Source organism: Streptosporangium lutulentum, from assembly GCF_030811455.1.
GTDB classification, from domain to species: Bacteria; Actinomycetota; Actinomycetes; order Streptosporangiales; family Streptosporangiaceae; genus Streptosporangium; species Streptosporangium lutulentum.
The window spans coordinates 2,359,148-2,385,501 of sequence record NZ_JAUSQU010000001.1 but is presented as its reverse complement, the minus strand read 5'-3'; the positions used below and the strand labels follow the sequence as shown (position 1 = coordinate 2,385,501).

Here is a 26,354-nt window from a genome sequence, read left to right as displayed (position 1 = left end):
CGCCCGCGATCCACAGACCCCGCCGGCGAAGGCGTTGACGCGGTTCTTGCGCCGGAGGTCTACTTCGCCGCCTGGGCGTCCGGTGCCGCCGCGCGGCCGAACGTGCGGTCGAAGAGGGTCAGCAGGAGGTAGAGCACGCCGGCGCCGAGCATGACCCAGGCGAGCCGGTGCATGCCGCCGGTGTCGGCGCGTTGCCCGAAGGACACGGCGGTCGCGGAGGAGGCGATCATCGAGCCGATGTAGGCGAAGGTGCGCAGCAGCCCTGCGGAGGAGGCGGTGCGCTCGGGATCGGCCTGGAAGTAAACGGAGTTCTGCAGGGCCAGGTTGTTCAGCCCCTGCGGGACGCCGAAGATCAGGGCGACGAGGAGCAGCGTCCACAGCGGGCTCTCCCCGGTGAGCGTCAGGATCATCAGGCAGGCGACGATCTGTCCGACCGCGCCGACCAGCAGCTTCTCTCGTACGCTCTTGCGCCGCCCGGAGATGATCGAGACTCCGATCGCCAACAGGAACATGGGGATCTGCACCAGCCCGGCGTGGAAGGGCGTCAGCCCGTAGCCCTCTTCGGTCCACTGGCTGAAGCCGTAGAGGAAGGCGTAGGCGACGACGTAGGCGACGAGCGCGCGTCCGTAGGTGGCCAGGAGCGGTGTGTTGCCGCCGAGTACCCGCAGGTCGATGAAGGGGGTGGCGGCCCGCAGCTCCCGCGCCGCGAACGCGGCTCCCGCGACCACGGCGATCACCAGCAGGTACCAGTTGCGCAGGTGCAGGTTCATCAAGAACAGCAGCAGCACGGTGAGCATCGCGGCGAACAGGCCCATGCCGGGCAGGTCGAGCCGGGCGGCCAGGCGCCCGCGCTGCGGGGACTCACCCGTTGCGGCCGACTTGGGCAGCCGTAGCAGCCCCAGCAGCACGGCTGCGACGGCCAGCGGCACGTTCAGCGCGAAGGTGGCGCGCCAGCCGCCCACCGCGATCAGCAGACCGCCCAGCAGCGGGCCGACGACGGCGACGGTCTGGTTGGCGACCGCCAGGGCGGTCAGCACCCCTCCGGGGCTGTCCCGTCCGGTGCGCTTGGCCTCGCTGCGCAGCAGTGCCATCGCGGCGGGATAACCCGCGCAGGTGCCGAACCCGAGCAGGACGCGCGCGACGATCAGCACGCCCAGGTTGGGTGCCAGGGTCCCGGCGACGCCGGCGACGCCGACGAGGCCGGTGCTGAGGAGGAAGAGTCTGCGCGGCCCGAAGATGTCGATGAGCCGGCCCACGACCGGCTGCCCGAGCGAGGTGGCGAGGTAGAGGGCGGAGACCAGCCACGCGGTCTGCGAGGACGGCGTGCCCAGGGCGTCGCCGATGGGTACGAGCGCGACGGAGATGATCGTCGAGTTGATCGGGTTCAGGACCGAGCCCAGCAACATCGGCGGCAGCAGCCGCCGGTCGAAACCCGGTTCGTCCGCCTCCCTCATGGCATCCGTCTTCGGATCAGTCATGGGTCAGGCGCTCCAGCAGGGCCATGGCGGCGATCACGGCCTGGCGTTCTTCTTCCGTGCACCTGTCCTGCAACCGGCCGGCGAGCCATTCCGTCCGGGCCTGCCGCCCCTCCTCCACCCGGCGGTGGCCCTCCGCGGTCAGCGCGATCAGCAGGCGCCGCCCGTCGTCCGGGTCGGGGCTCCGCTCCACCAGCCCCATCGCGGCAAGCGATGCGACCGTCGCCGTCATCGACTGGTGCCGCACCCCTTCCGTGGAGGCGAGCTCACTCGCCGTGACGCCTCCTTTGCCGGACAGGTGGGCCAGGACGGACGCCTGGCCCAAGGTGAGGTCCTCGACCTCGGCGGCGTTCAGAATGCGGCGCCGCAGGCGGCTGATGACCGCACGGACCTCGCGTGACGCCTGAATCGCCGAGGGCGACAGGCCTGGTTTCTCGCTCATGCCCCTCACGCTAACTTCTACAGTCTTAACTGTCCAGTTTGACCTGTACAGTATGAACTGCATGAATGACCGTCGCCCCGCTCGGTGCGAGGTTCCCGTCGGAAGCACCGATCCCTCCGGCCCGGGGCACCGAGAGCGAGGAAGGCCGACCCGATCACCTTGGATTCCCGGCCGCACGCCCTCCCCCTGAGGAACGTCGCGCCGGGAGAGCCTCCCGGCCACGAGCGTTGCGACGACTCCCGGATTCCCCGACACGTTCGTGTGATCGCGGCCCTACCGGCAGCACCCGCACGGGCCGGCCCCGACCGGTAATCTTCCGGGGTGGCGAACACAGCTGAAGATCTCGCGTTACCCGCCGCCCTGGCCGAAGTGGCCGACGTCGGCTTCGAGTGGGAGTGGGACGAGGAGACCGACGAGGCCCACGGCTGTGACTTCGAACCGTACGACCGGTTCGAGGAGCCCGACCGGACGGCGTGGTGGTTCCGCCTGTGGACCGGCAACCAGGAGGTCGACGGCGGCGAGTTCCGTTTCTTCGGCACGACCGGGGCGGGTGACTACGTCGGCTTCTGGCTGGTACGGCCCGATGCGGCGATCACCGACCAGCCCGTCGTCTACATCGGTTCCGAGGGTGAGTGCGGTGTGATCGCCGGAGATCTCGGTGACCTCCTCTGGCTGTTCGCCGCCGGCCTAGGCCCCGCCGAGGCCTTCGCGGACCCCGACTCCCCTACGCAGCCGAATAAAGCCTTCCATACGATCGCCGAGCGGCACGCACCCGGCCGCCACCGCGCCCCCACCCGGATCGTGACCGCCGCACGAGCGGAGTTCCCGCATTTCCCGGAGCTCATCGACGCGATGTGCCGCTGAGCGAGGCTTCACTCGGCCTTGGTCCGGAGAAGGCACGGGGACGAAGCGGCTGCGGCCGAACCACCCGATCCGGCCCCCGTCCGAAGAGCCGGGGTCTGTACCGGGCGGTCTCCTCGTTCAGGGGAGCGTCATCGTGACGCTGCCCGGGATCGCGGCGAACGCATCGCGGAGACGGGCGGTGAGGTCGTCGCGGTTCGCGGGTCCGGGCTGGAACGTCAACTCCTCCAGCGCGCAGTGGAAGGCCGCGACCATCATGTCGAGGGCCAGTCGGGGCCGCATGTCGTGCGGGTCGGCCAGGCCGAAGCGCTCCTGCAAGATCGTGATCGCGGTGCGGGTGGTGCGGTCGCAGAACTGCAGCCCGTGCGCGTTCATCGACGGCGTCCGGGCGGCCAGCCGACGGGTGATCAGGACGCGATCCGCCCAGCCCTCGTCGGGCATCCTGCCGAGCGCGGTGAGCAGCGTGTCCTGAAGCTGCGCCAGGAGCGTGCCGCCGTTCGGCCGTCGGGTCTGGAGGTCGTCCAGGAAGGCGGCCCACAGATCCTGTGTGGGCGCCATCGCGACTTCGGTGCCTTCTTCGGCGACCAGGGACGGCACGATCGCTCGATCGTCACGTTCTTCCTGCTCGCCTGCCAGGGCCTGGCACCCGACCTGACCTGGCTGGCAGGCCGCGTCGTCGCCGGACGGTTGGACCCACAGATCTCCTGGCGGGGCTCCTGGCACGAGGCCGCCAAGGCGACCGAGGCCCTACTCGGCCGCCGCCTGCACGGCAAGGCGGTCCTCGAGATCGAGTCCGCGTCCTGACCGCCGTCGGGGCAGAGCGCCAGGCGACCGTCAAAAGGGGAAGGCTGCGATGCCCGCCTGGCCTGACCCCGGCCGGGGTCAGGCACGTGCCGGCCGGCTCACCGGCGACGGGCGGCGCCCGGCGGGATCAGGCCCTGCCGGGGTCGAGCACCGGGCGTGGGCACCGATTCGCATCACCTGGCGGCGGCGTCGAGCACGGCTTTGAGAGACGCCTCGACGATGTCCACTCCGGCGTGCAGTTCGTCGTCCCCGATCGTGAGAGGCGGGGCGATGCGGAAGATGCCGCCCATCCCCGGTAGCTGGACGATGTTCATGTGCAGGCCCCGTTCGAGACAGGCCGAGGTGACCGCGCTGCCCAGTGCGTCGGCGGGCACCTTGCTCTTCTTGTCCCTGACGAGCTCGACACCTTGGAGCAGGCCGCGGCCGCGGACGTCACCGACGACTTCGTAGTCGTCGCGAAGCGCCAGCAGCCGATCGGTGAGCTGATCGCCCAGGGCCGCGGCGCGCTCCGTGAGGTTCTCACGGTCGATGACGTCAAGGACCGTCAGCGCGACGGCGGCCGCCAGGGGGTCGGAGACGTGGGTGGTGTAGAAGAGGAAACCCCGCTCGTGGCAGACCCGCTCGATTTCGGCGGTCGTGAGGACGGCCGCCACGGGCAACCCGGCTCCCAAGGTCTTCGACAACGTCAGGATGTCGGGTGCGACCCCGTCGCGCTCGAACGCGTACATCGCTCCGGTGCGGCCGAGACCGGTCTGCGCCTCGTCCAGGATGAGCAGCATCCCGCGCTCGTCACACATCTCCTTGAGACGGCGCAGGTACCCGGGCGGCAGGTCGATGATCCCGCCTGAGGACAGGATGGGCTCGACGAGGCAGGCGGCGAGGCTCCCGGCGGATTGCCGGTCGACCAGGGCGAAGCCGTAGGCGAGCTCGGCCTCCCAGTCGTGTGACCCGTCGGAGGATCGGAACGGCGATCGGTAGGCGTTCGGCGCGGGCAGCGCGAGGTTTCCCGGCACCGGGGGACCGTAGCCGCGCCGCCCGGCGGAGAAGGTCGCGGCGGCGGCCCCCTGGGTCATGCCGTGCCAGGAGCGATCGAAGGAGACGATCTCAAAGCGGCCGGTGGAGAGCTTGGCCATCTTGATCGCGGCCTCGTTCGCCTCGGCTCCGGTGGTGAGCAGCAACATCTTGCCGAGCGTCGGGGGCAGGGTCGCGGTGAGCCTGCGGGCGAGCTCCACCACGGGGGTGCTGAGCATGCCGCTGAAGAGGTGGCTCAGTGACGCGACCGCGGACGAAACCGTCGCCACGATGTCCGGGTGCGCATGGCCGAGGATGGCACTCATCTGCCCCGAGGTGAAGTCGAGAATCGGCGTGCCCTGGCGATCGAAGACATACGAACCGGAGGCGCGTTCGATGACTCGAGGGGTGAAGCCGGCTCCGTAGCGGATCAGGAAGCGGTCCGCCTCATCCCAAAACGTCGTGTCCATTGCCAACCCTCTCTCATCGAGCCCGAGAGGACGTCGAATGTCCTGCTCGATGCCATCTTCGATCAGCTGAAAGGTTCGTCACAAGCAAACAAAAACGACCGACCGTTCGGCACTGCCTTATTGTTGGTGCCGTGCTCAACCCGCAACGTCTCGCGATCCTGCGCGCGGTCCTGGCCGCCGGGTCGATCAACAAGGCGGCACGGAACCTCAGTTACTCTCCCGCGACGATCAGCCAGCACATGACCACCCTGGCGAAGGAAACCGGACTGGTCCTTTTCGAGAAGCAAGGGCGCGGTATCAGCCCCACCGATGCCGCCTGGCACCTGGCGGATCAGGCTCAGGCACTCCTCGCCGACTTCGGACGCCTCGAACGGGTCGTCGCGGACCTCCGGGGCGGCCAGGCACAGCATCTGGCGATCGCCTGCTTCGCCTCGGCGGCCGAGCAGTGGATCCCGGAGGTCGTGCGGACCGTTCGCCGGCACCAACCGAACCTCACCGTCGAGATCAGCCTCAACGAACCCGTCGACGGGCGCGGCCGCCGACGGCCGGACCTCGACATCCGGACCGAGCCCGCCAACGGAGCCGAAGTACACCTGGACGGCTACCGGCGTCATGAACTCACCGTCGAGGAGCTCGTCGCCGTGCTCCCCCGCGACCACCCCCTCGCCGACGCCCGCGAACTCGCCCTCCGGGATCTCGAAGGCGAGCCCTGGATAGATCACGACATCTACGACAGCCCGATCGGGCAGATCATCCTCACCGCTTGCAGGGCCGCCGGATTCACGCCGCGCTACGCCGCCCGCCTGGATGATCACCGGGCGGCGCTGCGGCTGGTGGAGACGGGCATCGGCGTCACCGTCCTGCCACGCCTGGCCGTTGCGGAGCTCCCCGGCGGAGTCGTCGCCAGGCCCCTGGTCCGCCCCGCCGTCTCGCGGCGCATCGTCGTCCACGCCCGCCAGGATCGGCGCCGCGGTGACCTCATCGCCCGCGCGGTGGCACAGCTTCGCGACAGCGCCCGCAAGGTGGAACCCGCGTAGCGCGGACGCCTCGGGACGAGCTCGCCGTGGCACTCGGGGTCACCCCCTTGGCGACCGCCCGAGATGCGTTCGACCACCTCCCCGCCCACCAGGTCATCGGCAGGTGACGACGACGCCGTTCGCGGACGGAGGGCCTTTGGTCCGACCCCCGGCCGTTCGGCCATGCCGGCGGCTTCCCGGGTGACCACGCCCGCCGACACGGGAAGCCGGCGAGTGTGTCCAGGACACCCGATTCAGTCGATGACCGCGGTGGCTTCAACCTCGACCAGAAGATCGGGCTCCCCCAGTGCCGCAACACCCAGCAGTGTGATCGGCTTGACCGGGTCGACCCCCAACTTCGCGGCCGCCCGAGCGACCCCCTCGCCCAGCAACGGCATCTTGTCGGGCGTCCAGTCGACGACGTAGACGGTCAGCTTCGCCACGTCGTCGAAGGACCCGCCGACCGCGGCCAGGGCAGTGCCGATATTGAGGTAGGACTGCTCGACCTGAGCAGCCAGATCTCCCTCGCCGACTCGTCCTCCCTCAGCGTCGCGGGCGACCTGGCCCGCCAGGAACACCAGTTTCGACCCGGTGGCGATCGACATCTGGCGGTAGACATCGGGTTTCGGCAGCCCGTCGGGGTTGATCAGTGTCACGGCCATTTCCGCTCCTTGGTATTGGCGCAGGCGAGTTCGATGATCAGTGAAAGCATAGCAATGCTATGTATTATGGCGCCATGGTGAGAACAAAAGACCCGGCGGTCCGCTCCCTGCTGATCAACCGAGCCGCGCAGATGCTCGGCGCCCGGCAGCCGGTCACGCTCCGCTCGCTGGTCGCCGGAACCGGCCTCTCGACGATGGCCGTCTACACCTACTTCGGCGGCATGGACGGCCTGTGGAAAGCGATGCGGCAGGAAGGATTCACTCGTCTGGCGGCCAGGCTCGACGCGATGTCACCGTCCGCGGATGCGGTGCGGGATCTGGCCGCCCTCGCCTCCGCCTATCTGTCCAACGCCCTGGCCGACCCCGATCTCTACAGGGTCATGTTCGATGCCGGTTTCGAACTCGAGGACGCCGCGGCCGCGGATGAGACGTTGCACTTCCTGGTCCGGGCCGTCGAACGGGCCACGGCCGCCGGTCGCTTTCGTGACGGCGTCGACCCGCTGGAGTTGGCGACACAGAGCTGGATCATCGGTCACGGCCTGGCATCACTGGTCGTCACGGGTCCCTTGCCGCCCCGGGCGCTGGCGTCCGGTGTGCCACTGCTGACCGCGCTCTTCACCAGTGCGGGCGACGACCCCGGCCGATGCCGCCGATCGGTCGAACGAGGTTGGCGCCCCTGACGTTCGGCCCCTGTCTTGAGCTCGGCAACCCGGACTCGCGGATATCGAACGCGGCCTTCCGGATCGTCGGGGTGCCGGGCTTGATTCCCGCCGGAACGACTAATGCTTGCCGTCGTGGAGGAACGCCTCGATGCCGAGTTCTATGTCGCTCTTGGTCAGGACCGTCTCGATCGCCCCCTTGGCGAGATCGTCGGCCAGGGCAAGGACCTCGGTGGTCTCGTTCTGCGTTTCGGCGACCAGGGCGGCGTAGCGCTCGACCTGGTCGCGCCGGGCAGGGGTGAGGTCTTCGGCCGCCCAGCGCCGGCCCTGCTCGGCGAACAACTCGTTGTCCGCGGCCATCTGGGTGAGGGTCCGCTTCACCCGGGCCACCGTGGCGTCATCGAGCACGGAGGGCGTGGCCCGGCCCCTCTCCAGGATGGCCCGCTGCTCGCGCACCATGATCACGCTCTCCTCGACGTGCTGGGCCAGCGCCTCCAGCATGCTGATCGGCTGCCAGGTGAGTTCCTTCCGGTTGGCCATCACTCTGTGCCTTTCCGCGTGATCTATCATCGACAGGGTCAGCGTAATGACGACATACCCGGGCGGGTAGGGAAATCCCGAAGCTACGGCCAGAGACCGGTGTCCCCGAGCTTTCTCACTCGACCGGGCCACGTCCCGGTGCCGCACGGACGTGTGCGCGTTCGCCCTGTTTCCCGATGAGGCTCAGATACTCGACGGGACCGGCGCCGGTGGCCCCGAACCAGTGCGGGGTGCGTGTGTCGAACTCCGCGGCCTCCCCGGGCTTGAGGATGAGGTCGTGTTCCCCGAGTACGAGGCGGAGCGTTCCGTTGAGGACATAGGCCCAGTCGTAGCCCTCGTGGGTGCGCAGGTCGGGTTCGGCGTCGTCGCTTCCGGCCGGAAGGACGAACTTGTAGGCCTGGATTCCTCCGGGCCTGCGGGTCAGCGGCAGGATGATCGAGCCGTCGCCGCAGGGGATGGGACGCAGATTGACGCGGGGGTCGCCGGTCGGCGGCGCGTCGACGAGCTCGTCGAGTGTGACCCCGTAGGCACGAGCGAGTGGAAGCAGCTGCTCCAGCGTGGGGCGTCGCAGGCCCGCCTCAAGCCGGGACAGGGTGCTGGTGGAGATGCCGGTCTCCTCCGCGAGGTCGGCGAGCGTGACGGCCCGGTGCAGCCGAAGGCGTTTCAACCTCGGTCCGACGGCGTCCAGGGTGCGGTCGATGGCTTCATCCATCCATCCATTTTGCCATTCGGCAACAACGTTTGCTCATCCGCCTTCTCGGTCGGCACCATGAGGAACGCACCCACGACCTGTCGGTGCGGGTGAGTCCGGCGGAGCTGCCGGCACATGGCCGCGACGAGGTCGGCGGCTACGGCGGAGAGACCGTCGCGAACGAGGAGGACGACCTGTGACACACGGATTCGACAAGGACTTCTGGGAGCGGCACTGGCAACAGGGGCGAGCCGGGGAGCCCGGATCCATGGGCGTCAACCCGCCGAACCCGTACCTCGCCCGTGAGACCGGCGGCCTGGCACCGGGCACGGCCCTGGACGCGGGGTGCGGCGCCGGCGCCGAGGGATCTGGCTCGCCTCCCACGGCTGGCACGTCACCGCGGCCGACATCTCGCCTGCGGCCCTCGCTCGCGCCGCCGAGCGCGCGGCGACGAACGGGACCCCCGAGCGCTTGCGATGGGTCGAGGCGGATCTGAGCGTCTGGAGCCCGGGCACGCGGTTCGACCTGGTCATGACCCACTACGCCCATCCGGCGATGCCCCAGCTGGAGTTTTACGACCGCATCGCCGGATGGGTGGCCGACGGCGGCACACTGCTCATCGTGGGGCACCTGCGCACCCCGGACTCCACCGGCCACGGGCACGGGCACCACCCCCCTGCCGAGGCGTCGGCCACCTCCGCGGCCATCACCGCGCGTCTGGACGGCGCGGAGTGGGAGATCGCCACCGCCGAAGAGCACCTCCGCGCGCTCCCCGGCCCCGGGGGCCGGACGGTCCCCCTCCACGATGTCGTCGTGCGCGCCACCCGGCGCCTGTAGCGGCAACCGGTCGAGCACGGGCGCCCAGCAGACGCCGGTCCACGTGGGTCATCACCGTCACGGAGATCTCCGTCACGGGCCGTGCTCCTGAAATGCCGCGGTTTCCGCGATCCGCCGTTCCCACCGTCGGGGCTCCCCCATGCCGAAATCGCCAGGCGGCTCAATCGGCCGGCCTCGACATCGCCGCCGGTGCCGGGAGGCTCCTCGGCACCGGCGGCGATGGTCGTCCCTACAGCCAGGGATCACCCCATTCCACGTTTCGAGCAGCACGGTAGACGTCGCCGTGCCGCTTGGACACGCTCTCCTCGCGCACCCCGTCCGCGCACAAGGTCAGCGTGACCAGGCCCTTGCGGGTGCGCGGATGTCGAAGAACGCGGCTGTCCGGGGGTATCGCCGGCGCGAACGTCGCGATGACATAGGAGAACTTCTCGTCCTCGAACCCCAGCTCCGCCGACTTGAGCCGGCGGTGAAGCCCGGTGCGGGGCAGACGAGCGGAGAAGTGACACCAATCTCCCCCCGCAAGGGGACATGAGGCAGAGTGCGGGCACGGCGCCGCGACCCGCATACCGAGACCGATCAGCTGGTCGCGGGCGGCGAGGACGCGGGCATGTCCATCCGGTGTGCCGGGCTCGATGACGGCGACCGTCGTGGCCTGGCCGGCCAGCCACCCCACGACCGGATCCCGCACAGCCGGTGGCAGCTCTCCCAGCACGTAGGAGAGCGTGATGAGATCTGCCGGTGACGTGTTGAGATCGACCCGGATTTCCGACCTGTTCCACGTGGCGTTCCTGACCGCCGGATGGACGGCCGAGGCCGCGAGACGGCGACCGAACTCGATGACCGCCAGGTCGCGCTCGACCACGGTGACGTGCCGCAGGGACGGCCAGACGGCGGTGGCCGCCCAGATGGCCGCGCCCGTGCCGCCACCGATGTCGAGTTGGCTCGCCGGTTGGAAATCGGGCACGCACACGGCGGCCTGGGTGAGCGCCGCGGTGACCGCGGCGTAGGTGGCGGGCATGCGGGTGGCGGCGTAGGCGGCCACGTCGACCGCCGACCGAAGAGCCGGCTCGTGGATGGGCTGCCGGTAGCGTGCGGTGAGCCGGCCGGCCGCCCTGGCCAGGTCCTGCTCGCGGTGACGAGCCACCATGGCGGCGAGGGCATGCCCGAGCTCGGCGGGAAGAGTGATCATTGATTTCCCCGGGGCTCAGGCGGCGCGCAGCGGTCGCCAGGCGACCACGGTGACGGCGGTCATGGCGGCGGCGGCCGCCCAGAACGGCGTGGTGATCGTTACGGCTTGGGCGATCAGGCCACCGAGCAGTGAGCCGGCTGCGGCGCCGCCCACCTGGATGAGTGCGTAGACGCTGCCGACCCGGCCGCGAAGTTCGTCCGGCACCGCCTGCTGGAACCGGGTGGCCGCGATGATCCCCCAGTTCACGCTGTGGACGCCGAAAACGATCAGAATCCCAGCCGCGACCAGCGGCTCGGTTGTGAACGCGAGAACGGCATGCGTGAAGATCTCGACGATCAGGCCGCCACGGAGCAGCGTCTTGGACCCGAATCTTTCTCTCAGCCTCGAAGCGAGAAGGCTGCCCACCAGCCCACCGACCCCGAAGGTGGTGAGCAGGAGGCCGTAGCCGACCTCGCTCAGCCCCAGCCTCTGCTGTGCGTAGAGCGCGAAGACCGCGAACGCGGCACAGAAGGCCACGTTGGCCACGCCCATGGTCACCGCGAGCGTGCGCAGCAGCCGATGCCGCCACAACCAGCGGATCCCGGCGGCGATGTCCTCGCGCACACCGCCGCCGCTTGTCGACCTGGCCGGAGGGACTCGGACGGCCGAGGTCAGTGCCGCCGCGACGAGGAAGGTCAACGCGTCGGCCGCGAACGGCAGGGCCGCGCCGACGGCGAACAGCCAGCCGCCCAGAGGCTTGGCCAGGATTTGATTACCCAGGATACCGGTGGCCGCCATCCGGGAGTTGGCTCTGATCAGCTGTTCAGGTGTGACGGTGACGGGCACCAGCGCGGAGAAGGCCGTGTCGGCGAGGGTCTCACCGACGCCGAGCAGGAAGAACACGAGGTAGATGAGCGGAACGGAAGCGGTCGAGGTGGCGACCGCGGCGGCCAGGACGGCCAGGGCCAGCCCCCGCAGGACGTTGACGGCGATGACCAGGCGGCGGCGGTCGAGCCGGTCCACGTAGACGCCGCTGATCAGGGCGATGATCAGCCAGGGCAGTTGCTGGGCGAAGACGGCTCCGGCGACGAGCACCGGCTCGCTGGTGAGCGAGGCGACGAGCAGCGGTCCTGCTGCCATGGTGACGCCGTCACCGAGGTTGGACACCGCCGAGGCGGTCCACAGCTTGGAGAAGTCCGCGCCGAGCCGCGCGGACTTGAGGGCACGCAAAATAGAGCTCCTCAGCAAAGGAAACGGTCATGAGATCGGAGACCGCTTCGAAGCGAGGAGCGTCGACCTGCTGCTTAGCGGGCGCGCCCTCGCGTCGAAACGGGGATCGTGACCTTGCCCTGCTGCATCGGTACCTCCGGAGCGCGACCAATATCACGCAAAGGCTAACCCACTTCCTCTGGGCCTACTCGGCTCCGCCCTGAACCGACGATCACATGTCTGGCTGTCGAGGCGCCCGGCGTGCTCGAAGCCGCCCCGGGGGCACACCGACCATGATCATCGTTGAGGTGAGCCGCCAGACCTCTCTCATGTGATGTTTCGTTCCAGTGAGCAGTCCGCGCATTTCTCGCCGCCCGGTACGCGGTAGTACAGGCAGCAGCTTCGCCGCCGAAATCCCAGATCCGGCCCGGTGAACTCACCTGTACCGCGTAGGTCTCCGGTGCCGAGCAGGCCTGCGGCGAGCTGGGTGAGAGTCCCGCGCAGGTCGGGACGGGCCCGCAGGACGGCACGTGCCGCTTCGGCCAGGGCGGACGCGGCGTTGCCGTGCAGGAGCCGCGCGGCGACCTTGACCCGCAGCCCGGCGGACAGCGGCGCCAGGTGATCGTCCATGACCAGGCGGTAGACGACTCGCGTCAGGGTGTCGTCGCAGGGCACCTGCCATCCACGGGGCACGGGCAACCGCAGCGCGGGCCCGTCCGTCCGTTGCCGGAGGTCGCCGAGGTCGGGGATGACGCCGTGCAGGGTGACGCAGCCCAGCACGACGGACCACAGCCGGGCGGCATGACCGAGTTGGACGATGGAGGCGGCTATCCGCAGCTCGTGCGTGCCGTAGCGGGCCGCGCGGGCGGCCACCAGGTGCGGGAGTCCCTCCACGTAGGCGTCCGTGACGGGCCGCCACGCGCCACCGGCCTCGCCGACGTCGACTCCGACGTCGAGGGAGAAGAACGACCCCAAGCCGGCGATGTCGGCCAGGACCGCGGCGACGGACTCGGGCGGGACGGGCCGCAGGCGGGTCATGCCGAGGTCACCCCGTCCTCCTCCGAACGGCGGCGCGTGTCGGCCAGGCTGTCCGGCACCACGCTGATCTGCGGGACTCCGGTACGGGGGTGACGATCCACCTCGGCGTCCACGCGGTAGACCTCGGCGAGCAGGGAGGCGGTGAGCACCTGGGCGGGCGGGCCCGCCGCGACCAGACGGCCGGTGTCCAGGACGCAGATCCGGTCGCAGAACGCCGCCGCCAGGTTGAGGTCGTGCAGCGCGACGACGGCGGTCACCCCGAGCCGCCGGACCAGCTGAAGGGTGTCGAGCTGATGGCGCAGGTCGAGGTGGTTGGTCGGCTCGTCCAGCACCATCGTCCCGGTCCGCTGCGCCAGCGCGCGGGCGATCAGGGCGCGCTGCTTCTCTCCCCCGGACAACCTGTCGAACGGGGCCCGGGCGAGGCCGGCGATGTCCAGATCCTCCAGTGCGCTCATGATGATGTGCCGGTCGCCGGTGTCATCCCCTTGGAACATCCGCTTGTAGGGAGTGCGGCCCATGGCCACCACGTCGTACACGGTCAGCTCGAACTCGCCGGGTGCCTCCTGCAGGACGGCGGCCAGTCGCCGAGCCAGCCACTTGCCGGTCATGCCCCAGACGTCCTCACCGTCCAGCAGCACCCGCCCCGAGGTCGGGCGCAGCGCCCGGTAGAACGTGCGCAGCAGGGTGGACTTGCCTGCCCCGTTGGGTCCGACGAGCGCGACGACCTCGCCGGGGACGACGTGCAGCGAGACGTCCCGCACCAGGGCCCGGCCCGCGATGACGACGCTGACCCCTTCGACCCGCAGCGCCGCGGGTTCGCCCACCGGGGTCATCGGGCCGCCTTACGCCGCATCAGCCACAGAAAGAAGGGACCCCCGACCAGGGCGGTCAGGATGCCGATCGGGATCTCCTCCGGGGCGGTCACGCTGCGCGCGGCGAGGTCGGCGGCGATCAGGAAGGCCGCGCCCAGCAGGGCGACCGCCGGCAGTGCGCGCCGGTGGTCGGCGCCGACCAGCAGACGCACCACGTGCGGCATCATCAGCCCCACGAACCCGATCGAGCCGCTGACGGCGACGATCGCGCCGATCATCAGGGCGATGAGCACGAACAGCGCGGCGCGGAAGCGGTGAACGTTCAGGCCCAGGGCCGCGGCCGCCTCCTCCCCCGCCAGCAGCAGGTTGAGCGGGCGGGACACACCCAGCAGCACCGCGGTGCCGGCAAGGACCGCCCCGGCGGGGATCCACAGCAGGTCCCAGGTGGTGCCGGCCAGGCCGCCCAGCATCCAGCGCAGCGCCGATTCGGCTTTGCGCGGGTCGCCGGAGGTGATGATGAGGTAGCTGGCGACGGCCGAGAGCACCTCGCCCGTGGCGACCCCGGACAGCACCAGCCGCATGGTGGTCATCCGCCCTTTGGCACTGGCCAGGAAGTAGACCAGCAGCAGTGCCGCCAAAGCGCCGCCGAAGGCGGCCAGGGGCAGGGAGAAGGCGCCGAGCAGCGAGACGTTGAGCACCATGACGAGCACGGCGCCGACGGTCGCCCCCGATGACACCCCGAGCAGCATCGGGTCGGCCAGCGGGTTGCGCACCAGGGCTTGCAGGGCCATCCCGCACACCGACAAGCCCGCGCCGACGACGCCGCACAGCAGGACCCGGGGAACCCGGACGTCCATCACGATCGTCTCCCTGACCGGCGTCCAGGTGGGCTCGACCAGCGCGGGAAAGATCCGGTGCAGCAGGATGCCCCACACCTCGCCGAACGGCAGGCGGACCGAGCCGATCGCGATCCCGGCCGTGGCGGTCACCACCACGGCGATGCCGAGCAGCGTCAAGACCAGCGCGTACGGCACGCGTGCCCGACCGGCGGCGGCCTCGGTCGTGGTCGCCGCCGGCCGGGATTCGGCGATCTCGATCACGCGAAGCGGTCCGCGTGCAGCTGGCGGGCCAGCGATTCCACGCCGGCGGGCACCCGCACGCCCAGCACCGTGGACGACAGCGGCAGCACCGCGAAACGCTGGTTTTTGATCGCGGGCACGTCCTTGAGCGCGGGATTGGAGAGCAGGAACCTCTTCTTGTCCTCCGCGGACTCGTCGCCGTAGTCGTAGATGACGATCACCTCGGGCGCCCGCTCGGCCACCTGCTCGAACGAGACGTCCCCGAAGGCCTTGGGAAGGTCGGCGAACAGGTTCGTCCCGCCCGCCAGTTCGATCATCTCGTTGCCGATGCCGGCGCCTCCCGCGGTGAAGGCCGTCTTGTCGCCGCTGTCGTAGACGAACACCTTGACCGGGTCGATTCCGCCGATCTTCTCCTTGACGCGATCCAGCACTCCGCGCATCGCGGCGATCTGCCGCTCGGCGCGATCGGCCACGCCGAAGATCTTCCCGATCGTCCGGATCTCCTCCTCGACCTGGACCATGGTCACCGGGCCGGTCGGGCAGCCTTCGATGTTGACGTGGGAGTCGATTCCGGCCTCGGCCAGGACGGCACGGCCACGTCCCTCCTTCTCGTCGAAGGCGCTGTTGAACCCGCCGTACACGAAGTCGGGTTCGACCGACAGCAGCGACTCGTAGGAGGGGTACTCCTTGGCGAGCACCTTGATCGCCCGGTAGACGGTTTCGTACTCGGGCAGGATCCGGTCGTCGAGATAGGCCGTCGCGACCATCGACTTCTCCAGCCCGAGGGCGAGCATGACCTCGGTGGCGTGCTGGTTGAGCGTCACCGCCCGCTGCGGCGGCCGCCGGTAGGTGGTGCTCACCCCGCAGTTGACCACGGTGACGGGGAAGCCCGCGACAGGCGGGTTCGCGGCCGAGGGACCGCGCTCTGTGGTGGCCCCGGTGGCTCCGGTGTTCCCGCAGCCGGTCATCAGCAGGGCCGACACGAGGAGCAGGAGGAGCGGGCGCGCGCGCCGGGCCGTCATGGCCGGATCCTTTCGCTCACGAGCGGCACCCGAGGAGCGCGGTGGGATGAAGAAGCAGAGGACGGCTCGACCGCCGGGATTCCGAGCGGCGCAGGGGGGACGGAGCGTACTCGGGTGTCGTTGGACCCGTAGAGGGCGACGGACACCGCTTCGCCCCGTGAGCGGGGAAAACCCATTGATGGTCTCCTGAAAACGGGCCGCGGCCGCCATTCCTCGACAGCGACCGCGGCGGGCGAGGAGCCGGATCGCCAGAGGAGTCCCGTACGGCGGGCAGCCCGAAACCCGGCATGCCGCGCACCGTCCTCTCTTGGGGAGATCCGCCCCATATCGTGAGGAGGCGACCGCGTGAGTCTCCTGGCTCTCGGGTCGATGCTCGTCCCGGCCTTCCCACCCGCACGCGGGCAGTGGCTTGTTCGGGATCCGCTCGCCGATCACAGTGGCGGGACCGCACCGGATTCACACCGGATTCCTCGTTCCGCCGTCGCCTTCACCGACCATGGTCGCACACCCACCATCAGAGACAAAGACGGCGTTTACGTGACGGAATGCGTCCGACCATGTCATCACGGCCTCACGTTTGGGGTGATCGGACGAGGGAAGCCGCGCCGGATGTTCGACGACTTCGCTTTCGACCACATCGACGTCGGGCCGGTGACGCTGCGCGTGCGCCACGGCGGCTCAGGTCCGGCGGTGGTGCTCCTGCATGGCCATCCGCACACTCACGCGACCTGGCACAAGGTGGCTCCCGCGCTCGCCGAGCACTTCACCGTCGTCTGCCCCGACCTACGCGGCTACGGCCGCTCGACCGTTCCAGCGGATGAGCCGGAGCACGCACAGATGTCGAAGCGCGCGATGGCGGACGACGTCGTGGCTCTCATGCACGCTTTGGGCCATCACGAGTTCGCGGTCGTCGGGCACGATCGCGGGTCGTACGTCGCCTTCCGGTTGACGATGGACCATCCGGAGTCGGTGCGGGCTTTCGTGAACATCGGCGGCCCCCCGATCGGCGAGGTGCTCGATCGCGCCGGGGAGACCTTCGCGCGACTGTGGTGGCACTGGTTCTTCCTCGGGCAGACGAAGAACCCGGCGGAACGTGTGATCAATCAAGATCCGGACGCGTGGTACGCCGACAGGTCCGACCGCGTGGCGGACGAGGCGCTGGAGGACTACCGCGCCGCGCGACGCGACCCCCAGACCGTCCACGCCATGTGCGAGGACTACCGCGCGGGACTCACCGTGGATCGGCGCGACGACGCCGCCGACAAGGCCGCAGGAAAGAAGATCGCCTGTCCGGTGCTCGTGGTCTGGGGCAGGCACGACGACCTGCCGGAACTGTACGACGGCGACCCGGTCGCTCCCTGGCGGACCTGGGCGACCGATGTCAGGGGATGCGAGATGGACGCGGGACACAGCGTGCAGGAGGACAATCCCGAAGCGCTCCTGGACGTGCTCGTGCCTTTCCTGATGTCACACCGGGGAGATCCCTTTCCCCACGCCCGGCCGCCGGATGGCGAGCGTCCAGAGCGCGGGGAGCGGGTCGGGGAGCGCCGTCGCGTTTGACGACGGCGGGGTCGAGCCCGAGCCGGCTGAAGAGGTGGCCCAGGGCGGCGAGTCGGGCTTCAACTCGGTCCAGGGCGGTGAGATGGGCTTCGACCCGGTCGCCGCATCACGGCGGAGATCGGGTCGAAGCGGTGCGGGGCGGCTCTATGCGATCTTGGGTGCGGCGCGCATGGCGGCGTAACAGCACCGGGTGCCGTCGGCGAGCGTGGCGAACACCACGGGCAGGGCGTCCACGCCGAAGGCCGAGCCGGTCGCGGCGAAGACGGTGTCGGTGACCGGGATCAGGACGGCCTCCAGCGGCGGGGACAGGTCCTTCATCCCGTCGACGAACTCGTACCGCAGGTGCGCGGTGCCGTCCTCGTCCTGGGTGATGGTGATCTCGACGCCTTCGCGACGGTAGGTGCCCAGGTAGGGGGTGACGTCCACGGCGGGCGGCTCGGCGGGCGGGCCGAAGGCCTCGGGCATGGTCACACCGGCCAGTTCGGCGAGGAGTTCCCGGAACAGCGCATCGTACAGTTCGCGGGTCCCGCCGCCGTTGGCGAGCAGCACGACGGCCACGTCCGCGTGCGGCACGACGCGCAGGTAGCCGTGCTGGCTCACCGACGACCCGTCGTGGCCGTAGCCGGCGACGCCGTCCCAGTCGTAGAGGCTCCAGCCCAGCCCCCAGCCGTCGGCGCTGACGGTCCACTTGTCGGGGCTGTCGACCTCGCGGCGCTGCATCGCCGCGACCGAACCGGCCGACAGCACGCGGGTGCCGTCCGGAGCGAGGCCGCCGGCCAGGTGCATCCGGGCCAGCCGAACGACGTCGGCGGCGGTGGTCAGGACCCGGCCGTAGGGGCCGGCCGAACGCGGCATCATGTCCCAGGCCGGGGCCGGGTCTGGGTCGGCTCCGGGCTCGCCCAGGTGCCCCATCGCCACCCGGAACCGCAGCGCCTCCTCGGGCAGCGTCATCGAGTGCTCCAGCCCCAGCGGGACCAGCAGCCGGTCCTTCAGCGCCTGGTCCCAGACCTGGCCGGTGACCACCTCGACGACGCGGCCCAGCACGTTGTACCCGACGCTGGAGTAGGAGGTGCCCGTCCCTGGCCGGCAGTCCAGCGCGACGCCCTTGGCGGCCTCGACGTATTTGGCCAGGCAGTCGTCGCCGCGTCCGGTGTCGTGATTGAAGTCACAGGTCAGCCCGCTGGTGTGGGAGAGCAGCCGGCGGACGGTGATCTGCTCGGTCGCCGCCGGGTCGGCGGTGGCGAACTCCGGAAGCACCTCGGTCACCGGCGCGTCCAGATCCAGTTCGCCGGAGTCGACCAGCTGCATGATCAGCGTGGCGGTGTAGACCTTGGCGATCGACCCGGACTGGAAGATCGAGTCGGTCGTCACCTCCACCCCGGTCCCCCGGTGCAGCACCCCGCTGGCCAACTCGTGGATCCGGCCGTCCACCAGAACGGCCAGGGACGCGCCTGGGACGTGGTGGGTGGCGCGCAGCCGGTCCAGCCGCGTCTGCCAGTGGTCCAGGTCGATCCGGTTCTCGTTCTTCAGCATGCCATGCTCTCTGGAGTGTCGATCGGGGTGGTGATCTGTCGTCGCCGCGCTGGGCGCCGGCGACATGATCAATCATTCGCCCTGGCCAGAGCGGGAACAACGGCGGATCCCGCAACGGTTCGTTAACACAGGAGTTCACGGATCGGGGCGACATGGAATTACGGGACATCGAGATTTTCTTGACCCTGGCCGAAGAACTGCACTTCGGCCAGACCGCCGAACGACTCCACGTGTCGGTGGCGCGGGTCAGTCAAGCGATCAAGAAACAGGAACGCGCCGTCGGCGCCGAGCTGTTCGAGCGCACCAGCCGCCAGGTGAGGCTCACCTCGGTCGGACGGCAGCTCCGCGACGACCTGGCCCCCGCCTACCGGCAGATCCAGGAGGCGATCGCCAGAGCGGCCGCGGCCGGGCACGGCCTCACCGGTACGTTGCGGGTCGGCTTCTCCGCGGCGTGGTGCGGCGGTCTCATCGTCACAGCCGCCGACCTGTTCCAGACCCGCAACCCCGACTGCGAAGTCATCATCCAGGAGATACCGCTCCACAACCGCTTCGGACTCCTGCGAGCACGCGAACTCGACCTCCAGCTCACCGAGCTCCCGGCCCACGAGCCCGACATCACCACCGGTCCCGTCGTGTTCTCCGAACCACGCGCGCTCGTTGTCGCCGCCGGCCATCCGTTCGCCGGACGAGAGACGGTGTCACTGGAGGATCTCGCGGACTCCCCGCTGATCACGATCTCCGGTCCGCCCCGGTACTGGATGGACTTCCATCTCCCCTCGTCCACCCCGAGCGGAAAACCCATCCCGCAGGGTCCCGAGACCGTCGCCTGGCAGGAGGTCCTCTCGCTGGTCGCCGCCGGCAAGGGCGTCTGCCCCACCTCGGCCCGCGCCGCCGATTACTACTCCCGCCCGGACATCGCCTACGTCTCCTTCAGCGACGCGCCGCCCATGGAGTACGGGCTCCTCTGGCTGACCACCGCCGAGACCGTCAAGCTCCAGGCGTTCGTGCAGACCGTCCTTGAGGTCGCCGGCCGCCCGTCGCCCGGTCTCCCCGCTCCGGCCGGTCCCTTCGAGCCGGCGGGGTGACAAGAAGACCACGGCCCGCGGCCGGCGGAACGACGCGGCAGCCGGCCGGGCAGCGCCGAGGGCGAGCACACGTGTGCTCGCCCTCAGCCAGGCCGCCTCGCGTGTCAGACCGCCCGGGAGTCGGTCCGCGGCGGCTGCGTGCCGGGGTCGGTCACCTTCTGCCGCCGACCCGGATGGTCTTCGAGGTCGTGATCGGCGCGAGCGAGCTGTCGTCGGTGTAGGCCCGCATCGAGTCGTTCGTCACCGACACGGTCACCGAGCCACGGTGCAGCGCGGTGAGCGTCCGGGTCCGCGGGTCGAGGATCGCGACCTTGCCCTTGCGGCGGGCCTCGTCGACGGCCGCCTTCCCGCTGCCGATCGCCAGGGTGGACGAGCCGCTCCAGTCGACCGACATCGGGTACCGCAGCGGCACCACCCGTGTGCCCGTCGACACCCCTTGCGGCTGCACGATGCTGCCCGAGAGCCGCGCCGTCCTGTCCACCTCAAGCGAGTCCGGGGTGTCGAGCGTGACGGACTGCGCGAAGGCGCGCACCTCGGCCTCGAGCCACTGCTGGTCCGCGTTCCGCCGCGAGTCGACGGACCAGTCGACCCATCCGGTGAAACCGCCGCGGTCCGGCGTGCCGTACGGGTCCTTGCCCGACGACGGCAGCACCGTGTACGGGACGCCCTCGACGCGGTGGACGTCGGCGATCTGAGCGTGGGATCCGAACATCGCGGCGCCCTTGCCCGTGGAGTCGCGGAAGTCGGTGAGCATGTTCTCGATGAGCGCGGCCTCGTCGCGGTCGCCGAGCTGACTGGACTTCGTCTCGGCGGGGTCGTCCACCGGGTGGTGGGCGAACACCAGGACGTTCTGCACCGACTTGTCCTTCTTGGCGTCGGCGAGCGCCTTCTGCATCATCGGGAGCTGGTCCCACGCCGTCGCGCGCAGCGACCCGAGGGAGCTGGCGAGCAGGATGAACCGCGTGCCCTTGTGGTCGAACGTCCGGTACGGCCGGCCGAACTCGTTGGTGAAGTTCGTCAGGTCGGACTGGACGTTGTTGAGGCCGTAGGACTCGTGGTTGCCCGGCACGTAGTAGCACGGGATCGAGCCGGCCTTCGGATTCGGCGTGCTGTTCTCCGACGGCTCCCGGCCGACCGGGACGAGGTCGCACCCGGCGTCGGTGAGCACCTGGCGGGCAAGCGTGAGGTCCTGCGGCAGGCCACGGTCGGTGATGTCACCGTTGAGGACGATCAGGTCCGGCTTGGTCGTGCGGATCCGCTTGACGGCGGCCGTCGCGACCTGGGTCAGCGCCGGGTTGTCGGCCGTGAACTGCACGTCCGACAGCGTGGCGAACTGCCACGTGCCGTGGCCCTGCGGCAGCGAGCCGTCGTCGGAGATGAGCGAGTCGGACCGCGGGTCGGGCTGGGCAGGCAGGTCGATCGACGTCGGGACGTCGGCCTCGACGCGGTCCAGGACGAACGTGCCCGCCTTCTGCTGGGGGACGCTCGTGTTGATGCCCTGGAAGCCCGAGATCGAGATCGGGAACGCCGTGTTCGCCGGCAGCGTGAACGTCGCGTACTGCCAGTCGTCGCTCGCGGTCAGGGCGGTGCCGTAGATGCCACTGCCCTTGCCGGTCGCGTCGTTGTAGGCCATGTAGGTCAGGCCGTTCGGCACGTCGATGCTCGACTTGATCCGCATCCGCAGGCGCAGCGGCTGGCCGGGCACCTGGACGCGCTGGGCCGCCGACGCCGCCGTGACACCCACGTTGCGCATCGCGTTGAAGTCGATCCGCAGGCCGTCGGGGTCGACCGAGAACGTCGTGGCCGCGGTGCTGTTGTTGCGCCAGCGGGCGAGCACGTCGTCGTCGAAGTCGTAGACCGTCTGGGTCTGGACGCCGACCGTGATCGGGAGCCGGGCCGACGTGCCGCCGACCGAGACCGTGAGGACGGTGCCCGCGTCGGTCAGCGGGGTGATCTTCAGCTTGCCGTCCACGGGCTGGATGTCGACGACGCCGTGGTCGTAGTCGAGCGAGAGGTCCCGCGGGTCGATCGGGGCCGTGTAGCCCTGGCCGTCGCGGCCGGTCACGGAGACGGTGACCGCGTGGTCGGGCGACGCGTCGGCGATCGACAGGCGCTGGGACGACAGCTCGACGCCGTCGACCGGGCCGAGGACGGTGACCTTCGCGTGCGCCGCCTCACGACCCACCTGCGCGTCGACCGTGATCGTGCCGTGCGCCTCGTCAGGGGTCGCGAGCGTGCCGTTCTTGACGGACGCTCCGTGAGCGGACCACCGCACGGACTTCGGGTCGACCTCCACCGGTGTCCGATGGTTGTCGACGCCCTCCGCGACGAGCGCACGGCGCAGCCCAGGGAAGACCTTCACGCCGCCGTCGGCCGACGCCGCCCCCGGCGCGGGCTTGACGAGGAGCTGGTGCAGCCTGCCGTCGCCCTTCGCGACGAACACCCCGACGCCGTTCGGGTCGTTGCGCTCGTGGCCGTCGGAGGGGACGTTGCGGACGGTCGCGTCGTCCTCGCCGAGCGCGCGGGCGACCATCGTGGTCGAGCCGCCGCCGTCGAGGTTGACCGCGGTCTGCACGCCCATCGCGACGAGGTCACGCGCCTCCTTGTCGATCCCGACGCCGCCCTTGCCGGTGCCGCCCGGACCGTCCCAGGTGGCGAGCACGAGCGTGCGGCCGTCGTCCTTGAAGCCGAGCGCGGTGCGCGGGGCGATCGAGGTGTCGAGGCCGCCGACGACCTGGCCGCCGGAGACGATGGTGCCGCCGTGGCCGAGCGCGAACTTCATCGTCTTGGCGACGTCGTCGGCGAGCGCGTAGCTGAGCGTCACCGGGTCGCCGGGCCGCAGCGCGCGGATCGCGGTCGCCGCGGCACCGCGCCCGACGAGCACGAAGCCCTCGTCCGGGATCGTCCCCGAGCCCGCGGGACCGTTCGGCGTGACCGACGCGACCGAGCCGTTCTCGACCAGCACCTCGGCGATCTCGTCGTTGGCCACGCCCGTCAGGCCGCGGTTGCGGCTGTAGTCGCCCCACACGGACGTGAACGCGATCAGGCCGTCCGCGGGGACCCCACCGCCGTTCGCCGCGTTGAGCGACAGGATCGTGTGGTCCGCGCCCGTGAAGTTCGCGGTCGCGTTGACCGCGAGGTCCACGAGCTGGGCGATGCCGTCGCCGCTGACGCCGACGTGCTGGCGGCCGCCGATGTCGGCGGACTTGACGAGCTGCCCGTTCTGGACCTCGCCACCGAGCGCCGCGTTGGAGTTGCCGATGTCGAAGAACTCGCCGTTGACGCCCGCGACGGCGCCGGCCTTGTTGGCGGCCACGCTGAGCGGCCCGCCGGACGCGACCGGTCCGGAGGTGATCAGATCCGTGCTGACCGCCCTGTCGGACAGGTCCACGGTCAGGAACTGCGCGTCGTACCAGCCCTTCTGGTCGAGCGCCTTCACGTGCTGCAGGTTGATCGCCGGACCGATCTCCTCGGTCGTGTCGATCAAAGGTATTCCGCCGGTGACCGGCGCGGGCCGGCTGCCGTCCGCGTACGCGACGGCGGGTGAGACCGCCAGCGTGGCCGCCGCGGCGAGCGCCACCGTCAGTGACGTCATATGCCGATGGTTCAAGACCATCAATTTCATTGGAACCTCGGGTCAGGAGATGACACGGAGGCGACGCCCCCGCTACGCCCAGTTCGATCAAGGCAGCACCCGATTAAAGAGATCACCCGAGAAGCGCGGATGACGCCGTCACGAGCGGGCGATGAACCCTGGCGGAAGAGGCGGCGGTATGGGCGTCCTCGCCGGAGGCGACCGTTCCGGCCCGTGGCACATGAGCGGCGGCGCGCGGGACACCTGGCCGGCCGAGTGCGCGCTTTGGACGCCGCGCGGCGGTTGACGGCCGCGCGGCCGGAGGAGGCCGACCAGAACGCGAAGCTCGGTTTCGAGGCCCGGCCCGTGGCGGCATCGCCGTACGCGGCGCGACACCGCTTCGGGAGGGGCTTGTCCGTTCACAGCGGACGGCAAAAGGAAAAGGCAAGGAGGTCACTCACTCCCTGCCACTTTCAACGTATAGCGTACCGGGGGGCTTGCGGCAAGACCCGGGTCATGCTGCAGAATCTCCAGCCGAAGCCAGAACCTGCGGAAATCAGGGGTTCGCGACACACGTGTGCTCCTGTCGACGTGTGTGGTCCCGTGGGACGCCGAACCGGCGGGGAGACTCACGACACGGCCGCGGGCACTCGGCGCGGAGGTGAGGGCGTGCGGGTGCGCGAAGCGTCTGGCGAAACGCGATCTTGTTGAATGGGGGGCTCATGATTGACGTGATCATTGCCGGCGGCGGACCGACCGGATTGATGCTGGCCGGTGAGTTGCGGCTGCACGGCGTGCACGCGCTCGTGCTGGAGAAGGAGGCGGAGCCGGCCGGGTATGTCCGCGCGCTCGGCCTGCACGTGCGCAGCATCGAGGTGATGGATCAGCGCGGGCTGCTGGAGCGGTTCCTCGCGCACGGCCGGCGGCACCCGGTCGGCGGTTTCTTCGCCGGCATCGAGAAGCCCTCGCCCGACCGGCTGGACACCGCGCATCCCTACGTCCTCGGCATCCCGCAGACCATCACCGATCGCCTGCTGGCCGAGCGCGCCACCGAACTCGGCGCCGAGATCCGGCGCGGCCGCGAACTGGTCGGGCTGAGCCAGGACGACCACGGGGTGACCGTCGAGCTGGCCGACGGCACGCGGCTGCGCTCGCGCTACCTCGTCGGCTGCGACGGCGGCCGCAGCACGGTGCGCAAGCTGCTCGGCGTCGGCTTCCCCGGTGAGCCCACCAGGGTCGAGACGCTGCTGGGCGAGATGGAGGTGACCGAGGATCCGGCGACGGTCGCCGCCGTCGTCGCGGAGGTCCGCGAGACCCAGAAGCGGTTCGGCCTCGGGCCCCTCGGGGACGGGGTGTACCGCGTCGTCGTGCCCGCCGAGGGGGTGGCCGAGGACCGCACGGCCCCTCCGTCCATCGAGGAGTTCAAGCAGCGGTTGCGGGTGTTCGCCGGCACCGACTTCGGCGCGCACTCACCGCGCCGGCTCTCCCGATTCGGCGACGCTACCCGGCTGGCCGAGCGCTACCGGGACGGGCGGGTGCTGCTGGCCGGCGACGCGGCGCACATCCACCCGCCCACCGGCGGGCAGGGGCTCAACCTCGGTATCCAGGACGCGTTCAACCTCGGCTGGAAACTGGCCGCCACGGTCAACGGCTGGGCACCTGAGGGACTGCTGGACAGCTACCACACCGAACGGCACCCGGTGGCCGCCGACGTGCTGGACAACACCCGCGCGCAGATGGAGCTGCTGTCCACCGAGCCGGGTCCCCGGTCGGTGCGCCGGCTGCTGTCGGAGTTGATGCGCTTCGAGGACGTGAACCGGTACCTGACCGAGAAGATCACTGCGATCGGGGTCCGCTACGACTTCGGCGAGGGGCACGAGTTGCTCGGCCGGCGGATGCGGGACGTGGAGCTGAAGCGGGGTCGCCTCTACGAACTGATGCACGGCGGCCGCGGGCTGCTGCTCGACCGGACCGGCGGGCTCTCGGTGGAGGGCTGGGCGGATCGGGTCGACCACGTCGTCGACGCCGGCGGGGAACTGGAGGTGCCCGCGATGCTGCTGCGGCCGGACGGCCACGTGGCGTGGGTCGGTGAGGACCAGCGGGATCTGCTCGACCGGCTGCCCAGGTGGTTCGGCGCCGCCGCCGGCTGAGCGCTCGATCGCCCGTCTGCCCACCGCCCCGCCCGGCACCTCAGCCGGAATCGGTGCCCCCGGAGCCCTCCCGCCGACCGGCGGCGCTCAGCGGTGCCGGGCTCTGGACCTGGGCTCTGCGGAGCCGCCCCTGCGGAGGGTCGTCAGCCACTCCCCCGTGACCAGCGCGCAGGTGGCGGCCACCGCGGTCAGCACGATGCTCGCCAGGAAGAGCGGCCACCTCTGGGAGATCCCGGCCCCGAGGGTGAGCGCCAGCAGGACGATGAACGCGATACAGGAGACGATCAGCCAGACGTTCAGCGGTTTCCTCATGTCCATCCCCCCGCTCTCAGCCGGTGGTGCCGTCGATCACCTTTCCTGCCTCTCCCCTACCCCGGTTGGGCGCCGAACCACCGCGGAACCCCGCACACCGCGACCGTCAGCCTCATGATCCGGTGCCCCGACGGCGCGTGCGCCGGTCAGCGGACATGCCGCCCCGGCTCGTCGCGCGCATCGGTCATCCGTGAACCGTCTCCCGTCTTCGGCGGTCCGGCCGGTGAGTACGAGAACGCAGCATGATCAGGAGACTCCAGGTCAGACCCCGAACCGCGTTTCCGAGCGGCGCGGGTGGAGGCGACACGATCTCTACGAGCGGCCCGTCTCAAGTTATTGCGAAT

General features: G+C 70.2%; 24 protein-coding genes and 1 riboswitch. Of the genes, 8 read left to right on the top strand and 16 right to left on the bottom strand.

Annotated features, from left to right (window positions below; all coding sequences use genetic code 11):
- Window positions 1-59: 59 nt before the first annotated feature.
- Together J2853_RS10155 and J2853_RS10150 are read right to left on the bottom strand one after the other, a co-directional pair.
- On the bottom strand, window positions 60-1,478 hold the full coding sequence (locus J2853_RS10155) for an MFS transporter (RefSeq protein WP_307556743.1): 1,419 nt from the start codon (window positions 1,476-1,478) through the stop codon (window positions 60-62).
- Complete coding sequence (locus J2853_RS10150) at window positions 1,471-1,917, bottom strand: MarR family winged helix-turn-helix transcriptional regulator (RefSeq protein ID WP_307556742.1); 447 nt, start codon at window positions 1,915-1,917, stop codon at window positions 1,471-1,473. Before J2853_RS10150 ends, J2853_RS10155 begins: the two co-directional genes overlap by 8 nt.
- A gap of 321 nt (window positions 1,918-2,238) precedes the next feature.
- Between J2853_RS10150 and J2853_RS10145 the strand changes: the two genes are divergently transcribed.
- Window positions 2,239-2,781: an SMI1/KNR4 family protein gene (locus tag J2853_RS10145; protein ID WP_307556741.1), complete on the top strand. Its 543-nt coding sequence runs from the start codon at window positions 2,239-2,241 to the stop codon at window positions 2,779-2,781.
- A gap of 117 nt (window positions 2,782-2,898) precedes the next feature.
- On the opposite strand, the gene J2853_RS10140 is transcribed toward J2853_RS10145, so the two are convergent.
- Window positions 2,899-3,375, bottom strand: coding sequence for a hypothetical protein (locus J2853_RS10140; RefSeq protein WP_307556740.1), 477 nt, complete (start codon window positions 3,373-3,375; stop codon window positions 2,899-2,901).
- Window positions 3,376-3,755: 380 nt separating this feature from the next.
- Window positions 3,756-5,063, bottom strand: coding sequence for an aspartate aminotransferase family protein (locus J2853_RS10135; protein ID WP_307556739.1), 1,308 nt, complete (start codon window positions 5,061-5,063; stop codon window positions 3,756-3,758).
- Window positions 5,064-5,194: 131 nt separating this feature from the next.
- Between J2853_RS10135 and J2853_RS10130 the strand changes: the two genes are divergently transcribed.
- Window positions 5,195-6,100, top strand: a complete 906-nt coding sequence (locus J2853_RS10130; protein WP_307556738.1) for a LysR family transcriptional regulator — start codon at window positions 5,195-5,197, stop codon at window positions 6,098-6,100.
- A 233-nt stretch (window positions 6,101-6,333) separates the two neighbouring features.
- Here the strand turns inward: J2853_RS10130 and J2853_RS10125 are convergent, their stop codons facing one another.
- Window positions 6,334-6,741: a RidA family protein gene (locus tag J2853_RS10125; RefSeq protein ID WP_307556737.1), complete on the bottom strand. Its 408-nt coding sequence runs from the start codon at window positions 6,739-6,741 to the stop codon at window positions 6,334-6,336.
- 74 nt (window positions 6,742-6,815) lie between these two features.
- On the opposite strand from J2853_RS10125, the gene J2853_RS10120 reads away from it, so the two are divergent.
- Window positions 6,816-7,421: a TetR/AcrR family transcriptional regulator gene (locus tag J2853_RS10120; RefSeq protein WP_307556736.1), complete on the top strand. Its 606-nt coding sequence runs from the start codon at window positions 6,816-6,818 to the stop codon at window positions 7,419-7,421.
- Window positions 7,422-7,520: 99 nt separating this feature from the next.
- Here J2853_RS10120 and J2853_RS10115 read toward each other — a convergent pair whose 3' ends face one another.
- Entirely contained in the window at window positions 7,521-7,940 is a 420-nt protein-coding gene (locus tag J2853_RS10115) for a hypothetical protein (RefSeq protein WP_307556735.1), read from the bottom strand.
- 115 nt (window positions 7,941-8,055) lie between these two features.
- Entirely contained in the window at window positions 8,056-8,652 is a 597-nt protein-coding gene (locus J2853_RS10110; RefSeq protein ID WP_307556734.1) for a helix-turn-helix domain-containing protein, read from the bottom strand.
- A 29-nt stretch (window positions 8,653-8,681) separates the two neighbouring features.
- Between J2853_RS10110 and J2853_RS10105 the strand changes: the two genes are divergently transcribed.
- Together J2853_RS10105 and J2853_RS10100 are read left to right on the top strand one after the other, a co-directional pair.
- Complete coding sequence (locus J2853_RS10105) at window positions 8,682-8,831, top strand: hypothetical protein (RefSeq protein WP_307556733.1); 150 nt, start codon at window positions 8,682-8,684, stop codon at window positions 8,829-8,831.
- A 145-nt stretch (window positions 8,832-8,976) separates the two neighbouring features.
- Window positions 8,977-9,468 carry a methyltransferase domain-containing protein gene (locus J2853_RS10100; protein WP_307556732.1) on the top strand — a complete coding sequence of 164 codons (492 nt, stop codon included), beginning with the start codon at window positions 8,977-8,979 and terminating at the stop codon, window positions 9,466-9,468.
- A gap of 229 nt (window positions 9,469-9,697) precedes the next feature.
- On the opposite strand, the gene J2853_RS10095 is transcribed toward J2853_RS10100, so the two are convergent.
- The 6 genes from J2853_RS10095 to J2853_RS10070 all read right to left on the bottom strand — a co-directional run bounded on the left by J2853_RS10095 (window position 9,698) and on the right by J2853_RS10070 (window position 15,796).
- Window positions 9,698-10,657 carry a small ribosomal subunit Rsm22 family protein gene (locus J2853_RS10095; RefSeq protein ID WP_307556731.1) on the bottom strand — a complete coding sequence of 320 codons (960 nt, stop codon included), beginning with the start codon at window positions 10,655-10,657 and terminating at the stop codon, window positions 9,698-9,700.
- Window positions 10,658-10,672: 15 nt separating this feature from the next.
- Window positions 10,673-11,866, bottom strand: a complete 1,194-nt coding sequence (locus tag J2853_RS10090) for an MFS transporter (protein ID WP_307556730.1) — start codon at window positions 11,864-11,866, stop codon at window positions 10,673-10,675.
- A gap of 306 nt (window positions 11,867-12,172) precedes the next feature.
- On the bottom strand, window positions 12,173-12,883 hold the full coding sequence (locus tag J2853_RS10085) for a (2Fe-2S)-binding protein (protein ID WP_307556729.1): 711 nt from the start codon (window positions 12,881-12,883) through the stop codon (window positions 12,173-12,175).
- Complete coding sequence (locus tag J2853_RS10080; protein WP_307556728.1) at window positions 12,880-13,716, bottom strand: ABC transporter ATP-binding protein; 837 nt, start codon at window positions 13,714-13,716, stop codon at window positions 12,880-12,882. Before J2853_RS10080 ends, J2853_RS10085 begins: the two co-directional genes overlap by 4 nt.
- Window positions 13,713-14,786: a FecCD family ABC transporter permease gene (locus tag J2853_RS10075; protein ID WP_370879522.1), complete on the bottom strand. Its 1,074-nt coding sequence runs from the start codon at window positions 14,784-14,786 to the stop codon at window positions 13,713-13,715. Before J2853_RS10075 ends, J2853_RS10080 begins: the two co-directional genes overlap by 4 nt.
- A gap of 5 nt (window positions 14,787-14,791) precedes the next feature.
- Window positions 14,792-15,796 carry an ABC transporter substrate-binding protein gene (locus J2853_RS10070; RefSeq protein WP_307556726.1) on the bottom strand — a complete coding sequence of 335 codons (1,005 nt, stop codon included), beginning with the start codon at window positions 15,794-15,796 and terminating at the stop codon, window positions 14,792-14,794.
- 325 nt (window positions 15,797-16,121) lie between these two features.
- Window positions 16,122-16,313, bottom strand: a riboswitch (cobalamin riboswitch).
- A gap of 92 nt (window positions 16,314-16,405) precedes the next feature.
- Between J2853_RS10070 and J2853_RS10065 the strand changes: the two genes are divergently transcribed.
- Window positions 16,406-17,356, top strand: a complete 951-nt coding sequence (locus J2853_RS10065) for an alpha/beta fold hydrolase (RefSeq protein ID WP_307556725.1) — start codon at window positions 16,406-16,408, stop codon at window positions 17,354-17,356.
- A gap of 144 nt (window positions 17,357-17,500) precedes the next feature.
- Here J2853_RS10065 and J2853_RS10060 read toward each other — a convergent pair whose 3' ends face one another.
- Window positions 17,501-18,889 (bottom strand): serine hydrolase domain-containing protein, encoded by a 1,389-nt coding sequence (locus J2853_RS10060; RefSeq protein ID WP_307556724.1) that lies wholly within the window; start codon window positions 18,887-18,889, stop codon window positions 17,501-17,503.
- 152 nt (window positions 18,890-19,041) lie between these two features.
- On the opposite strand from J2853_RS10060, the gene J2853_RS10055 reads away from it, so the two are divergent.
- Window positions 19,042-19,974: a LysR family transcriptional regulator gene (locus J2853_RS10055; protein WP_307556723.1), complete on the top strand. Its 933-nt coding sequence runs from the start codon at window positions 19,042-19,044 to the stop codon at window positions 19,972-19,974.
- Window positions 19,975-20,125: 151 nt separating this feature from the next.
- Here J2853_RS10055 and J2853_RS10050 read toward each other — a convergent pair whose 3' ends face one another.
- Window positions 20,126-23,569 (bottom strand): phosphodiester glycosidase family protein, encoded by a 3,444-nt coding sequence (locus J2853_RS10050; RefSeq protein WP_307556722.1) that lies wholly within the window; start codon window positions 23,567-23,569, stop codon window positions 20,126-20,128.
- A 701-nt stretch (window positions 23,570-24,270) separates the two neighbouring features.
- Here J2853_RS10050 and rox point away from each other — a divergent pair.
- Complete coding sequence (gene rox, locus J2853_RS10045; RefSeq protein WP_307556721.1) at window positions 24,271-25,698, top strand: rifampin monooxygenase; 1,428 nt, start codon at window positions 24,271-24,273, stop codon at window positions 25,696-25,698.
- A gap of 87 nt (window positions 25,699-25,785) precedes the next feature.
- Here rox and J2853_RS10040 read toward each other — a convergent pair whose 3' ends face one another.
- On the bottom strand, window positions 25,786-26,010 hold the full coding sequence (locus J2853_RS10040) for a hypothetical protein (RefSeq protein ID WP_307556720.1): 225 nt from the start codon (window positions 26,008-26,010) through the stop codon (window positions 25,786-25,788).
- Window positions 26,011-26,354 lie beyond the last annotated feature (344 nt).